This is a genomic window from Haloglycomyces albus DSM 45210 (assembly GCF_000527155.1).
Lineage (GTDB): Bacteria > Actinomycetota > Actinomycetes > Mycobacteriales > Micromonosporaceae > Haloglycomyces > Haloglycomyces albus.
On the sequence record NZ_AZUQ01000001.1, the window covers coordinates 2,808,866 to 2,822,249 of the forward strand.

Below are 13,384 nucleotides of genomic sequence, written 5' to 3' on the forward strand. Positions count from 1 at the left end.
TTAAAATGTGGCCACACGAAATCTCTATCTCGCCGGACTCGACGCGGGCAGTGGAAAATCTGCCATAGCGCTCGGAGTTATGGACCTACTGACAAAACAAACCGGGTCGGTCGCCGTCTTCCGTCCCGTCGTCAACGATGAACACGCCGATGACGGCGATCCCATCGTCACCACCCTATCCGAGCACTATCGTCTCGGAGAAAAACATCGCAATTGCGTGGGCGTCACCTACTCCGCGGTGCGCTCCGACTCTGAGGAAGCGCTCGCCACCATAGTGGATCGTTATCGCTCCCTTGCGGAGCGGCACGATGTCATCCTCATTGTCGGAAGTGATTATTCCGCCTCTCCGACTCCGATCGAGTATTCGTTCAACACTCGAATCGCGGTTAATCTGGCCGCCCCGGTTCTGACCGTCATCGGTGGGTACGGGCAGAGTCCCAAGTCGATTTCCGACGCCCTGCATGTGGCGTCGCAGCAAGCCGAAGCCGACCACGCGGTGCAGTTGGGGAGCATTGTCAATCGAGTCGATCCCGAACAGGTCGATCGCTTGCGGGACAATCACCCGGACGTGGACTTCGTCGTCGACGATCCCGCCATTGCCGCCCCGACGGTCGCCGAACTCATCGCCGCTTCGGAGGGGCTGTTGATCAGCGGTGATGAGGAGGTACTGACCCGTACGGTCGGAGACGTCGTCGTAGCGGCAATGACACTTCCCAATCTGCTGACCAGGTTGGCGGACGACAAAGCCGTGATTCTTCCCGGGGATAGGGGAGAGACCTTGCTGGGTCTGCTCGCGGCGCATCATGCCGAGGGGGTGCCGAGCCTGTCGGCCGTCTTTCTAACCGGGGGGATTCGCCCCGATCCGAACATCTTTGACATTGTGGTGCGAACCGAATCGCGTCTCCCCATAGTCCTGGTCGGACACGATACCTTCGAAGCGGCGAACCTGGCCGGATCCATCGAAGGGAGTCTGGCCAACGGGGACGACACTAAATTCGCCGCGGTACTGGCGGCGTTTTATGACGGGGTCGATTCCAGGTCGTTGCTGGAATCGCTCCAGTTGGCGAAGTCCACGGCGGTAACGCCGATCATGTTCGAACATGACATGTTGGAACGAGCTCGTAGCCTGCGTAAACATATTGTGCTGCCGGAAGGCGCGGAACCGCGGATACTACGCGCCGCGGATGTGCTGGCCCGACGGGGCGTGGCGGAATTGACTCTGTTGGGGGAGGAAAACGAGATCCGGGTTCAAGCGGGTCAATTCGGTGTCGATCTGTCCAATGTGAATATACTCAATCCCGGTGATCATGAAATCCGGGAGCGTTTCGCCCGCGAATACAGTGAGTTGCGGTCGCATAAGGGCGTTACGGTCGACGCCGCCTATGACACCATGGCCGACGTTTCCTACTTCGGAACCATGATGGTCCATTCCGGGATGGCCGACGGTATGGTTTCCGGTGCGGTTCACACCACCGCTCATACGATCAGGCCGTCGTTCGAGATCATTAAAACCCGGCCCGACGCAGCGGTGGTGTCGTCGGTGTTCTTCATGTGTTTGGCCGATCGAGTTCTGGTTTACGGTGACTGCGCCGTCAATCCGAACCCGAACGCCGAGCAGTTGGCCGACATCGCGGTGTCGTCGGCGGTGACGGCCGAAATGTTCGGCATCGATCCACGCGTGGCCATGCTGTCCTACTCGACGGGTGCATCGGGACAGGGTGCGGCGGTGGACAAAGTCCGGGAAGCAACCGAGCTGGCGCAGCGTCGACGTCCGGATCTCGCCTTGGAAGGTCCGATCCAGTACGATGCCGCCGCCGACGCCGGTGTCGCCGGTACCAAGATGCCCGATTCTCAAGTGGCCGGTAGGGCGACCGTCTTTATCGTCCCCGACCTCAATACAGGTAATAACCTGTACAAGGCCGTGCAGCGTTCCGCCGGAGCAACGGCGGTCGGACCGCTTCTTCAAGGTTTGAATAAGCCGGTCAATGATCTGTCGCGCGGCGCAACCGTTCCCGATATCGTCAACACCGTGGCCTTGACGGCCATTCAAGCTGGAGAGAGTAACTGATGTCCACACCGGTACTTGTGATCAACTCTGGATCGTCATCGCTTAAGTATCAGCTGATAGACGCCGACGATCTCCATGTCATCGCCTCCGGGCTGGTGGAGCGGATCGGGGAGGAGGACGGCTGCGTTACCCACAAATCCCAGAGCGGGAAACAGGTCGAGGAACGCCCGGTCGTCGACCACGGCGAAGCGATCACGGCAATGGTAGAGGCCTTCCGAAGTGAGGGAAGTGATCTGAATCGAGTGGGACTCAAAGCGGTGGCGCATCGTGTGGTGCATGGAGGGGAACGGTTCATCGAGCCGACGGTGATCACCGATGAAGTCGAGCGGGCCATCGCCGATTTGGCGCAATTGGCCCCTCTGCACAATCCCGCCAATCTGGAAGGCATACGGGTTTCTCGCCGCATGTTTCGCGACCTTCCACAGGTGGCCGTCTTCGATACCGCCTTTCACTCGACCATGCCGCCGCACGCGTACAATTACGCGGTTCCATCCGAATGGCGGGAGGACTACGGGGTACGCCGCTACGGATTTCACGGGACATCGCACTCGTACGTGTCCCGGCAAGCCGCCGGCGAAATGGGAAAAGATCCGCGGGACGTCAACGTGATCGTCGCCCACCTTGGCAACGGTGCCTCCGTCACCGCCGTGTCAGGAGGCCGCTCCATTGACACGTCTATGGGCTTGACTCCGCTCGAAGGCCTGGTGATGGGAACTCGCTCCGGTGATATCGACCCCGCCATCGTTTTCCACATGCATCGCCAGGGCGGGCTGGACGTCAACGAGTTGGACCAGGCGCTCAATAAGCGTTCGGGAATGTTGGCCATGACTGGCATGGTCGACATGAGAGGTATCGAAGCAGCGGCCCACGACGGCGATTCAGCCGCTGATGCGGCGCTGGATCTGTATGCGTACCGCATTCGAAAATATCTTGGGGCGTATATGGCGTCCCTGGGACGTACCGACGCGATCGCTTTCACCGCCGGAGTAGGGGAGAATTCTCCGTCGGTACGGCAACGTGCCTTGGCAGGACTGGAGCCCCTCGGGGTGGTCTTGGACGAGAAGGCCAATGAAATCCGAGGAACGGTAGATGTGACGGGGACCGGCTCCAAGGTGCGAATACTGGTCATTCCCACGAACGAGGAAGGCGAGATCGCTACGCAATCGGCAATGCTGCTACGCGGTGAGGGGAAGATTTCCTAAGTCCGGGCACTGCTTCGCGGAGAGGTGGAAACGGCATTCGCTCGGGGACCGCGGTCGAGCTTGGCAAACGGGCCGGCTGTCGTTCAATCGTTGCTGGACGCATTCAAGGGGCCGGGTACTCCGGCCCCTTGAGCAACCACAGAAGGAAAGTCGTGCGACGTCTCCGTGGACTCGTCGTTTTCCGGTCGCACCGTAGGTACCCCGACGGCTTGACCGGGGTCGAACGAGACCGACGGCCGCAGTCTCGGGTTTAGGTTTCTTCGGTCAACAGCTTGACCAATTCGGCGTCCATGTCGACATATGAATCCTCACGTCCCCGTGGGACCAGGCTGAACGCTCGGCGCAGGAAGCGCTGGATGACCGCCCGGCTGATCTCGAAGAGGGCGTTTCCGTCGGGTGAGGAGAGGGCGAGGGCGACCGATTCGCCCCGAGGAGTCGTCCATGGCCACACCCGGACGTCTCCCATTCCGGTTGGTTCTTCCAGTCCTTCGGCGAAGAGTTCGCGGGAAAACGACCACGCCACTTGCTCCGCGTCGGTTCCGTCGGGGTGGAATACCACACGCACCGCATATGGATCCGCGGGGTCATAATGCAATGAAGCTTTGACCGCTACTGTTGCGAAGTCAGGTGCAACCAACCGCATGGTCGTTGCGATATCGACTGTCGCCGACCGAGCCGTACTCATGACTAAACCCTCCCCGTATGTCAGTCAGCGCAGCTGACGAACAATTCCATTTCGCATATCGTCACCCGGTGTGAGCGCGGCAATACGAATTACCTTGCATCTAGAATTACCATTGAAGCTGCCAAGACGTAGTGCGATCACCGATACCAACCCGTACGAGTTCCGGCGTTTCCTGGGCAAAGCCCGACAAAAGGCCCCACCTTTGTCACTTAAGATGTCGTAATTACAACACCGTGGTTTACTCCCGAGGGTGAGGACGTCCTTGCTGGTAGACATCGCTTCGTGTCATAACCGTGCTCCCGTGGATCCATCGTGAGGTTCAACGAACGGAGGTGTGAGAAGGGTTCGGGAGGAACGGGGGTCGATTGTCTTGTTCCGCGTGGTGGGCGGAGGTGCTTGTATTGCGTGCCGCCGTGGAGTGGCGATGGTCGACCCCGCCCGACCGAGCTGGAATCAGGAGGGTTTCCACAGATATCTTTGTGGGATGTTTTTGCTTGTGGCAGCAGTAAAAGCACTGGTAATAGGCCTGGCTCGGTGGTAGGATTTCGGTCAGACCCGCAGCTCGACAAGAGAGATGAGCACAATGAGCCAATCCCAATGGACCGCTGTCGACGAATACCTCGAACATACCGGAATCGAAGAGGACGAAGCTCTCAAACGCGCTAAAACCTCGTCGCAGGAGGCTGGACTGCCTCCTATTCAAGTGTCGCCGGCGCAAGGAAAGTTCTTGCATCTCTTGGCGAGTGTGCAAGGTGCCAAGCGCATATTGGAGATCGGTACCCTGGGTGGGTACAGCGCCATATGGATGGCACGCGCGCTTCCGGCCGACGGGCATCTGGTGACTCTCGAGGTCGACCCCAAACACGCCAAGGTAGCGGGATCGAACGTCTCGCAAGCCGGACTGACCGGGCTGGTGGATCTACGGGTGGCACCGGCCCTGGAGACGTTGCAGAAGCTGGTGGATTCCCAGGAAGAACCGTTTGACCTGGTATTTATCGACGCGGATAAAGAGTCGTATCCGCAGTATCTGGAGTGGTCGCTGAAGTTGACCCGTCCCGGGTCGGTCATTGTCGCCGATAACGTCGTTCGGGGAGGTTCGGTGGCGGTGACGTCGAGTGCCGATGCGCGCGTCCAGGGTGTTCGTTCGTATTTGGAACAGGTGGCCCGTTGTCCTCGGCTGGACGCGACCGTACTGCAGACGGTCGGCGTCAAGGGCTATGACGGATTCTCCTTGGCCCGCGTGATCGACTAGCGTCTTTTGCACCGGTTAAGTCGCACCGTGACTCCGTCGCTGGACGGTATGGTGTTCACGGCAGGAACGAATCGGACAGTGTGGCGCGAAGGGAGAAACCGTGGACCGGTATTCAAGTGATGAGGACGCGATTTGCGAAATCGTAGTGACGGGACCCGACATCGACACCCTCAGTGCGATCACCAAGAAACTGCTGGAGTCCAATCTGATCGCATGTGGACATCATTCCAGCATTCGCGCGATGTACGAATGGGAAAACGAAACAGTTGACGAATCGGAGGCCCGTGTCCGATTGCATACCGCCGCATCGTTGATCGGAGAGGTGTCGCGCATTATCGAACAGGAACATCCCGACGATGTTCCCTGTGTGCTCGCATTGCCTGTCATCGGTGGGTCCACCGCATATGCGGACTGGGTTCGCCGCACCACGGTCGGGCGGTTGTAAACGACCACGCCGCGTCGGGCGATATATGGAGAATGAACCCCTAAGATAGGGGAATGGAACGCATGCTGTGGTCGGTCGAATTGGTTCACGCGGTCAATTCGTTCAGCGCCGATTGGATCGCTTCGCGCCACCGAGCGCCGAAGGTAGCGTCGGGCTTGGCGGTGTGGCCCCTGTTGGGGGAGCTGGCTTTGGGGGCCTCCGGAACGACGCGTACCGAACTGGTGGAGGCTCTGCGGAAAGAACCGGTCAGTGCGGACGTCGCGGTACTCATCGACCTGATGTCCGAATCCGAGCGTGTATCCGTTGCCCTGGCAACCTGGTTGGGGTCGAACCTTGCCTTGGACCCCGAATGGATTGAGGCTCTTCCCAACGGCACGGTCCGGTCGCTGACAGGAGACTCCACTGTCGACCAAAACCGTATGGATGAGTGGGTACGGAACAGCACCGACGGTAAAATTACCTCAATGCCCGTAGAGGCGCGCCAGGACACGGTCCTGATGCTGGCTTCCGCGGTCAGTCTCGCGACCGAATGGGAGCAGCCCCTGCAGCCAAACCGTCGGGCGATCTCGCAGGGGCCCTGGGCGAACGATCGACCGTACCAGGGTTTGGACGTACTGACGGATGCCGACACCCTCCGTTTTGACGATGACCTCGCACAGTGGACTGCGGCGGGAACAGGCGATGTTGACGTCGCGCTCGTCATAGGTCGGCCGGAGCTGCCTCCCTCCTTTGTGCTTTCTGAAGCGGTGCGGCGTGTGGACGACTCCGGATGGGGACGGTCGGGTTCATCGGTCTCCGTCGGGGACGTTGGTCCCGGGTTCGAAGTCGTGGAACGCGAAAAAGACCATCCCGCAACCGGACAGAAACTGGAAGTGGAGACGGTGGCGTTCGATCTGACCGAGCGGCTGGACCTGCTGGAGGATGCCGCCGTCCTGGGGTTGACGACGGCCTCGAACGCTCAGCGAGCGGACTTCTCACGATTGTGTGCGGACGCGCTTTTCGTCGGGCAGGCCCGGCAGGAATCCCAGGCGACCTTTGGGGCAACCGGGTTCGAAGCGACCAGCGTGACGGCCGTAGGAATGGTTTTGAGTTCGGCGGTCGGCTCCGCGACGCACCGATATCTGCATCAGAGGGTGCTGTTGAAGTTCGACAGACCGTTCGGATACGTGGTCACACATCGGCCGTCCGGCTTGGTGTTGCTCGCGGGTTGGGTCGACGAACCGCGTTTCGACGGTGAATAGGTCGACGTCTCAGAACGTGGCGGTCGGCACGAGGCTTCGGTGATACCGGGTGGTGATTGCTAGGCTGGGTAACGGCATCAATGCCGAGCAACAAGGATTGACGAAGTATGAAAACTTTCGAGCAGCTGTACCACGAATTGACTGACAAAGCCGAACAACGCCCCGCTGGTTCGGGCACAGTCGCCGCGTTGGACGCCGGAGTCCATAGTATCGGCAAGAAGGTCGTGGAGGAAGCTGCCGAGGTCTGGATGGCCGCCGAATACGAGAGTGACGACGCGGCGGCGGAGGAGATGTCCCAGCTTCTTTACCACGTACAGGTGATGATGATCGCCAAGGGAATCTCCCTCGAAGACGTTTACCGCAAACTCTAGACCGAAAGTTCGACTTGATTCATGCTGCGAGTAGCACTACCCAATAAAGGCGCCCTATCGGATGGGGCGAACGAATTGTTCCGCGAAGCCGGTTACCGCCAGAGGCGTACCAACCGGGATCTGACCGCGGTCGACTCCGTCAATGGCGTGGAATTCTTTTACCTGCGTCCCGGGGACATTGCCACTTATGTGGCGTCGGGGGATCTCGATATCGGGGTTACCGGGCGCGACTTGGCACTGGATTCGGGTGCCGACGTGGAGGAAGTCATCGGCCTTGGTTTCGGTCGGTCCACATTCCGTTTCGCCGGGGCGCCCGGCATGGCCGCGACGGCGAGTGATTTGGCGGGCAAACGAATCGCGACGTCATACGCCGGGGTGGTACGAGCCCACCTGGAGGAACAAGGCGTGGAGGCCGAGATCGTGTCCCTCGCGGGTGCGGTGGAGAACGCGATCGCGCTAGGTGTGGCCGACGCGGTGGCCGATGTGGTGGAAACCGGCACGACACTCCGTCAAGCGGGGCTGGAGATCTTTGGAGCTCCCATACTGAAATCCGAGGCCGTGCTGATTCGCAAGGCCGGCAATGACGATTCCGAGGCCTCTGAATTGCTGCTGCGCCGGTTGAAAGGCGTTCTAGTGGCGCGCACGTACGTCATGCTCGCCTACGATGTGAAGGCGGAGTTGCTGGAGAAGGCGGTTGACTTGACTCCGGGGATCGAATCGCCGACCGTATCCCCGCTGCATTCGGAGGGCTGGGTCGCCGTGCAGGCCATGTGTAAGCGCGACACGATTCATCAGATCATGGACGACCTGTATGAACTTGGGGCACGGGGTATTCTGGCGACCGATATCGGAGCCTGCCGCCTCTAAGCGCATCTGCCCGTTGACGTAGTGCGGGTGTGTCGATCGGCAATCATCCCGGATCAGGGGGCATTGTGGTTTCGGGTCGGTACGATAGACTGTGATACGAGGTCATTAAGGCTCTGGCGTTTTCTTTGCGGCCAGAGCCTTTTCTTGTACCCGCGTCAGCCCAACCGAGGAGCTTCGTGAGCGACTGCGAGATCGGCTCGTGAGCGTAGTTCATTGGCGATTTCGACCGCTTCGGCGATGTTGCGATGATGCGCTACGGCATCGAATGAGGCCGATCCGGCGATGCGGGCCCGTACACTGGCCACGCCCTGCAAACGCTGTAGGACCCCTTGCGTGATCCGTACTTCTTGAATGCGTGCGTAGGGGACGAACATGGTGGTTTGAGGAAAGATCCCCTCCCGTACCACGAATGCGGTCGGATTGAGCCCGCAGCCGCGGATTTTGAAGGTGAGCGGATTGCGCCACCATACGCGTCGCGGAATCGCGCTGAGTTCGACGTGCTGGAAATCGACTGCGGGAAGTGCGTGAGCGGCGACCCAACGCGCCTGGTCGTCCAACCCGACAGGAAGTACCGGCGCTCCTCCCGCCACATTGGCCTGCATTCCGAGCGAAGCGGTGGTGACGTCCACCTTGCGCCAGCCGGGGAGACGCCAGAGGACGGGTAGGGAGAATCGGAGTGCGCTGACTCGGTTGAGGGGAACGGTATTGGAGTATTTCTGCAGGAGTCCACGTCGGGTGCGGAGGTCGCCGTCCTGCTCGGTGAGAACGAAATCCCAGTTCTCGTTGAAATCCATGAACCAGACGATGCCCCAGAACCCGACGACGGCCGCGGTGATCCCGAGAGAAACGAAGGCGACCACGGTGGCGGACAGAACGGCACTGATGACGGAAGTCAAAGCCGTAGCCAGAGTGAGAAAGGCGAAGAAGGGAACCGTTTTCAACGCCGCTGCGCCGACGACGCGGCGATTCGGGACCTGTGCGATCGGAGGCACGGCGATGGGGTAGACGTACTCCTCGCCGGCCGATTCCTCATCGCCTGGGGCAACCGATTCGGGTTCCTCCTCGGGATCGGTGCCGGTCCGGCGTCTTTGTCGGGACAAGTCCAGCAGTTCTCCGCGCAGGTGTCGGGCTTCGCCGAGCGTCAGGTAGGCAAGGGGCGCTTCGGTGCTGGAGGCCCCGGCGACTTCCAGGTTGAGCTGAGCGAGCCCGAACATACGCGCCAAGAGCGGTTGGGCGATCTCCACACTCTGCAGTCGGCTGATGGGGATGGAGCGACGTTTGCGGGTGAGGACGCCTTCGATAATCTGGAGTTCCGGCCCTGACCCTGGAGAGGCGACCGTTGGCTCCACAGCGTCGTCGGTCGACTCGTCGGTGTGATCGTGCCCTGAATCAATGCGATAACCAGTGAAATACCAGCTGAAAAAACCTCCGATGACGGAGGCGGCACTGGCGATGAGACCGAACCAGAATCCCATATCGGGTTCCTGCCCGAGCGGTAGGTTGATCACCAATAGAAATACGACCGGGATAAGAACATGGGCGGCTTTGATATACGGGGTGATCGGATGCAGGCGCGTCTTAGCGCCTCCCGACCAGGCTCGGATATCGCTCACAGACCCTCCTTGACCTCAGCGGCCTTGGTGGCGAGTCGATCTCTCAGAGCGGCGGCGACTTCCGGCTGCAGTCCCGGTAGTTCGGTCGTGCGACCCATGGCGGCGGTTTGAATGGTGATTCCGGTCAGACCGAAGATCCGTTCGATCGGGCCGGCTTTAAGATCGACCAACTGGATGCGGCCGTAGGGGACGATACTCAGACGGCGGATCAGCAACCCGTACTTGACGACGATGTCGCGGTCGCGTTCGACCCAGCGCCATGACTTCGCCCAGCGCCATTGGATCCACATTCGCAGTGCGGCCCAAGCGGTCCACAGGCCACCGGCCAACCAGAGCCACTGCAATTCACCCCACCACACAATGCCGACGACCGCCACCACGATGAGAATGAGAAGGCTGATCGCCTGAGCGATCAATTGTACTGCTACGAATTCGGGAGCGAGCCGTTGCCACGGTAGCGGTTCGGGCCAGTCCTCCCAGGCGGGACGGCCTTTAATTGGTGGATTCTGCGTTGAGCTCAAAGTATTCTTCCAGCGTTATCGTGCGGCAGGGAAAACTGCGCGAGGTAAGAAAACCGCGCAGGCTGTCCTCGTGGGTGTCGCAGGCAGCCCAGTATTTGCGGCGATCAACTGAATGTAGACGGGGATTGCGCCATTCCAACATCCATTTGGCGTTCTGGCGGCAGCCTCGGGCCGAACATACAGGCAATTCAACTTCGTGGGTCACGCCACTATTGTGCATCGCCGATTCCCCCTTCGACCGGCAGGCTGTTCGCAAGTGTTGCGAAACATCTTCGATGACGATGTTCGGATAAGAATCCACGCCTCCAGACCTTCGTGTCCAGGAACATCTCTACTGCCTCTATGATATCGGCCAACGCGTGGGCCGACGAGGTCAACGGCCGTCCCGGGAGAAACAGTCCATGGTCCCCGCCGGGGATTTCGCAGATCTCCCCGGGAAGTTCGTCAACCAAAGCCGATTCCCAGGTGGGGTCTTCGGTGCCGCCGACCAGAAGATAGGGGGCCGTGCAGCGGCGTAGAGCCTGGACGATGGGGTACTCCGTCAGCAGTGGACTGAACCAGATCGCCGGTAGCTCGAAGCGCGCGGCGGTACTCACCGCGGCCGTGCCTATTGATTTGCCCACCAAAACAGGTGGAGACGACAGGAAGTCGATCTGGGGCAGGAGACGTTCCACCTGTGTGTTGACTCCCTCCATAAGGGAGCCCGTATCAGCGCACAGGTAGTCGACGTTCTCCCAGCGCATCGGATAGATATGAGCTCCACGCGAACGGAGGGCGACTTGGGAGAACATGAACAGTGGCCCCTGGGAACCGTAATTACGCCCCGGCAGGATAACGGCTTGACGTCGTTGCGGCATGACTCGAAGTATAGCCCTGCTACGTGTCTTCCTCATATATCAATGTCCACCGAAGGTTTTGACGAACACGGTGGGAGCGGAGAGGGGAATGGCCGTTAGCATGAAGGCCACCGCTGCATTACCGTTAAAGTACACACCGATGCAGTTGGTCGGGCAGCGCGTCGAACCTAGCACGGATGCGGCACGCTGGGTGAGTCCAGCGAGCGCCTGACCGGTCACGAACAAGCAGTCATCCCAGCCACGCGAGGAGAACCATGGCCAGCCAGACTGGAGAGTCCACACCCCCACCCACCCCGGCCGAACAGGCGGCACTGCTGGAAAAGGCAATGTTCGAAATCAAAAAGGTCATTGTCGGGCAAGACGCGCTGGTCGAGCGCATCTTTGCCGCCTTGTTGTGCCGGGGACACTGCTTGATCGAAGGTGTGCCCGGTGTGGCGAAGACCCTCGCGGTGGAAACGGCCGCCAATGTTGTCGGAGCCGGATTCAACCGTATTCAGTTCACTCCCGATTTGGTGCCCTCCGACATTCTGGGCACCCGCATTTACAAGCAGTCGTCGGAAACCTTCGCCGTTGAACTTGGACCGGTGTACACGAATTTCGTCCTCGCCGACGAGATCAACCGTGCGCCCGCCAAAGTCCAGTCGGCCATGCTTGAGGTCATGGCGGAAGGGCGGATCGACATTGGCGGGGAATCTCACCGGCTTCCGCAGCCGTTCCTGGTGATGGCCACTCAGAACCCGATTGAGCAAGAAGGCGTCTATCCGCTTCCTGAAGCACAACGGGACCGGTTCCTCTTTAAAATTCTGGTGGACTATCCCAGTGACGCCGAGGAACGTGAAATCATCTTCCGTATGGGTACCGACACTCCCGAGGCCGAAGCCGTGCTCGGTCCGGAGCAGTTGCTGAGCCTGCAACGGACCGCCGACAGCATTTTCGTGCACAATGCGTTGGTGGATTACGCGGTGCGAATCGTCATGGCCACTCGGCACCCCGCGACCCACGGCTTGACCGGTCTGGACAACCTCATCCAATACGGTGCGAGTCCACGTGCCAGCCTCGGGCTGGTACGAGCCACTCGCGCGATCGCTCTGCTTCGCGGGCGCGATTACGCTCTACCCCAGGATCTGGAAGCCATTGCCGCCGAGGTGCTGCGGCACCGTTTGGTGCTCACCTACGATGCGCTGGCCGATGAGGTCGATGCGGACGATATCGTCGCGCAGATATTGTCGGCCGTGCCCGCTCCCAGCGTGACTCCGCGGCAAGACGCTCAGCCGCAGCAGGCCACGCCCGATTCTCCCCGACCGCAGCAACCGGGAGCCTGGTAGGACATGCGTCGTAAACGTGAAGCATCGCCGCGTCCGCCTCGTACGAGTCAATCCGTGCGCTACGGGGCGTTGAATCGGCTGCATCTTCATATCGCCCATCGTTTGGACGGTCTTCTCCAAGGCGAATACCTGGGGCTGCTGCCGGGGCCGGGTAGTGAATCGGGGGAGTCCCGGCTCTATCGGCCGGGAGACGATGTACGTCGCATGGACTGGTCGGTGACCGCCCGGACAACCGTTCCACACGTGCGGACGACGATTGCCGATCGGGAGCTGGAAAGCTGGCTGGTTTACGATAATTCGGCGAGTCTGGATTTCGGGACCACCGAGCTGTTTAAAAACGATCTCGCCCTGCGCGCGGCGATCGCCTTTTCCTATCTCGCTGGTCGGGGCGGAAACCGTGTCGCGGCCGCTCACGCCTCGGCCGAAGGGGCGCGAATCATACCGCCGCACAATGGCCGTAAGGGCGCTCGGGCGGTGATGCATCGCTTGGAACGTCTCTCACCGCAACCGCACACGGATCTGTCTGAATTGCTGGACACGGCGCGCCGTGGCACCAGACGTCGCGGTCTGGCGGTGGTGATCTCGGACTTTCTCGATGACGGCGACTGGTTCGTACAGTTGAAGCGTCTGGCGGCGCGCCATCACGTCATCTGCGTGGAAGTGCTGGATCCGGTCGAATTGGCTCTACCGGACGTGGGAGTCGTCAACTTCACCGACCCGGAGACCGGCGCAGCCGTCGAAGTGCAGACCGGTTCGCGGCGGTTTCGGGCCAAGTACGCCGAAGCCGCTCGGGCACAACGTGAGCGGATTGCCGAATCGATCCGACGCGCGCATTGTGCCCATCTTCAACTGCGCACCGATACCGATTGGTTGCGCACGCTGACGACGTTCATCGCCGCTCGCCGACACATGATCGCCCGCAGGTAGAAGAGGTACC

General features: G+C 60.4%; 14 protein-coding genes. 9 read left to right on the forward strand and 5 right to left on the reverse strand.

Translation table 11 applies throughout. The features are described from left to right. Window positions 1-7 precede the first annotated feature (7 nt). The gene (gene pta / locus HALAL_RS0112975) at window positions 8-2,068 is read left to right on the forward strand and encodes a phosphate acetyltransferase (protein WP_025274410.1); all 2,061 of its coding nucleotides are present in this window, start codon (window positions 8-10) and stop codon (window positions 2,066-2,068) included. Next, window positions 2,068-3,270 carry an acetate/propionate family kinase gene (locus tag HALAL_RS0112980; RefSeq protein ID WP_025274411.1) on the forward strand — a complete coding sequence of 401 codons (1,203 nt, stop codon included), beginning with the start codon at window positions 2,068-2,070 and terminating at the stop codon, window positions 3,268-3,270. Before pta ends, HALAL_RS0112980 begins: the two co-directional genes overlap by 1 nt. 250 nt (window positions 3,271-3,520) lie before the next feature. Here HALAL_RS0112980 and HALAL_RS0112985 read toward each other — a convergent pair whose 3' ends face one another. Continuing rightward, the gene (locus HALAL_RS0112985; RefSeq protein ID WP_025274412.1) at window positions 3,521-3,955 is read right to left on the reverse strand and encodes an SsgA family sporulation/cell division regulator; all 435 of its coding nucleotides are present in this window, start codon (window positions 3,953-3,955) and stop codon (window positions 3,521-3,523) included. A 583-nt stretch (window positions 3,956-4,538) separates the two neighbouring features. Between HALAL_RS0112985 and HALAL_RS0112990 the strand changes: the two genes are divergently transcribed. The 5 genes from HALAL_RS0112990 to hisG all read left to right on the forward strand — a co-directional run bounded on the left by HALAL_RS0112990 (window position 4,539) and on the right by hisG (window position 8,131). After that, window positions 4,539-5,207, forward strand: coding sequence for an O-methyltransferase (locus HALAL_RS0112990; protein WP_025274413.1), 669 nt, complete (start codon window positions 4,539-4,541; stop codon window positions 5,205-5,207). 100 nt (window positions 5,208-5,307) lie between these two features. Continuing rightward, window positions 5,308-5,652: a divalent-cation tolerance protein CutA gene (gene cutA, locus HALAL_RS0112995; protein ID WP_025274414.1), complete on the forward strand. Its 345-nt coding sequence runs from the start codon at window positions 5,308-5,310 to the stop codon at window positions 5,650-5,652. A 53-nt stretch (window positions 5,653-5,705) separates the two neighbouring features. Beyond that, the gene (locus HALAL_RS0113000) at window positions 5,706-6,893 is read left to right on the forward strand and encodes a serpin family protein (RefSeq protein ID WP_025274415.1); all 1,188 of its coding nucleotides are present in this window, start codon (window positions 5,706-5,708) and stop codon (window positions 6,891-6,893) included. A gap of 107 nt (window positions 6,894-7,000) precedes the next feature. Next, window positions 7,001-7,264 carry a phosphoribosyl-ATP diphosphatase gene (locus HALAL_RS0113005; protein WP_025274416.1) on the forward strand — a complete coding sequence of 88 codons (264 nt, stop codon included), beginning with the start codon at window positions 7,001-7,003 and terminating at the stop codon, window positions 7,262-7,264. Window positions 7,265-7,285: 21 nt separating this feature from the next. Beyond that, a complete protein-coding gene (hisG, locus tag HALAL_RS0113010; RefSeq protein WP_025274417.1) occupies window positions 7,286-8,131 on the forward strand; it encodes an ATP phosphoribosyltransferase in 846 nt (281 codons plus the stop codon). A gap of 155 nt (window positions 8,132-8,286) precedes the next feature. Here the strand turns inward: hisG and HALAL_RS0113015 are convergent, their stop codons facing one another. Genes HALAL_RS0113015 through HALAL_RS0113025 form a run of 4 tightly spaced genes read right to left on the reverse strand, consistent with a single transcriptional unit; the run spans window position 8,287 to window position 11,122 of the window. Next, a complete protein-coding gene (locus HALAL_RS0113015; RefSeq protein ID WP_025274418.1) occupies window positions 8,287-9,744 on the reverse strand; it encodes a PH domain-containing protein in 1,458 nt (485 codons plus the stop codon). Next, window positions 9,741-10,265: a PH domain-containing protein gene (locus HALAL_RS0113020; RefSeq protein WP_025274419.1), complete on the reverse strand. Its 525-nt coding sequence runs from the start codon at window positions 10,263-10,265 to the stop codon at window positions 9,741-9,743. Before HALAL_RS0113020 ends, HALAL_RS0113015 begins: the two co-directional genes overlap by 4 nt. Beyond that, window positions 10,237-10,470 (reverse strand): hypothetical protein, encoded by a 234-nt coding sequence (locus HALAL_RS18235; protein ID WP_211240468.1) that lies wholly within the window; start codon window positions 10,468-10,470, stop codon window positions 10,237-10,239. Before HALAL_RS18235 ends, HALAL_RS0113020 begins: the two co-directional genes overlap by 29 nt. 4 nt (window positions 10,471-10,474) lie before the next feature. Further along, window positions 10,475-11,122, reverse strand: a complete 648-nt coding sequence (locus HALAL_RS0113025; protein WP_025274420.1) for a dienelactone hydrolase family protein — start codon at window positions 11,120-11,122, stop codon at window positions 10,475-10,477. A 254-nt stretch (window positions 11,123-11,376) separates the two neighbouring features. Between HALAL_RS0113025 and HALAL_RS0113035 the strand changes: the two genes are divergently transcribed. Both HALAL_RS0113035 and HALAL_RS0113040 read left to right on the forward strand, forming a co-directional pair. Next, the gene (locus tag HALAL_RS0113035) at window positions 11,377-12,447 is read left to right on the forward strand and encodes an AAA family ATPase (RefSeq protein WP_025274422.1); all 1,071 of its coding nucleotides are present in this window, start codon (window positions 11,377-11,379) and stop codon (window positions 12,445-12,447) included. 3 nt (window positions 12,448-12,450) lie between these two features. Continuing rightward, complete coding sequence (locus HALAL_RS0113040) at window positions 12,451-13,374, forward strand: DUF58 domain-containing protein (RefSeq protein WP_029767935.1); 924 nt, start codon at window positions 12,451-12,453, stop codon at window positions 13,372-13,374. The last annotated feature ends 10 nt before the right edge of the window (window positions 13,375-13,384 follow it).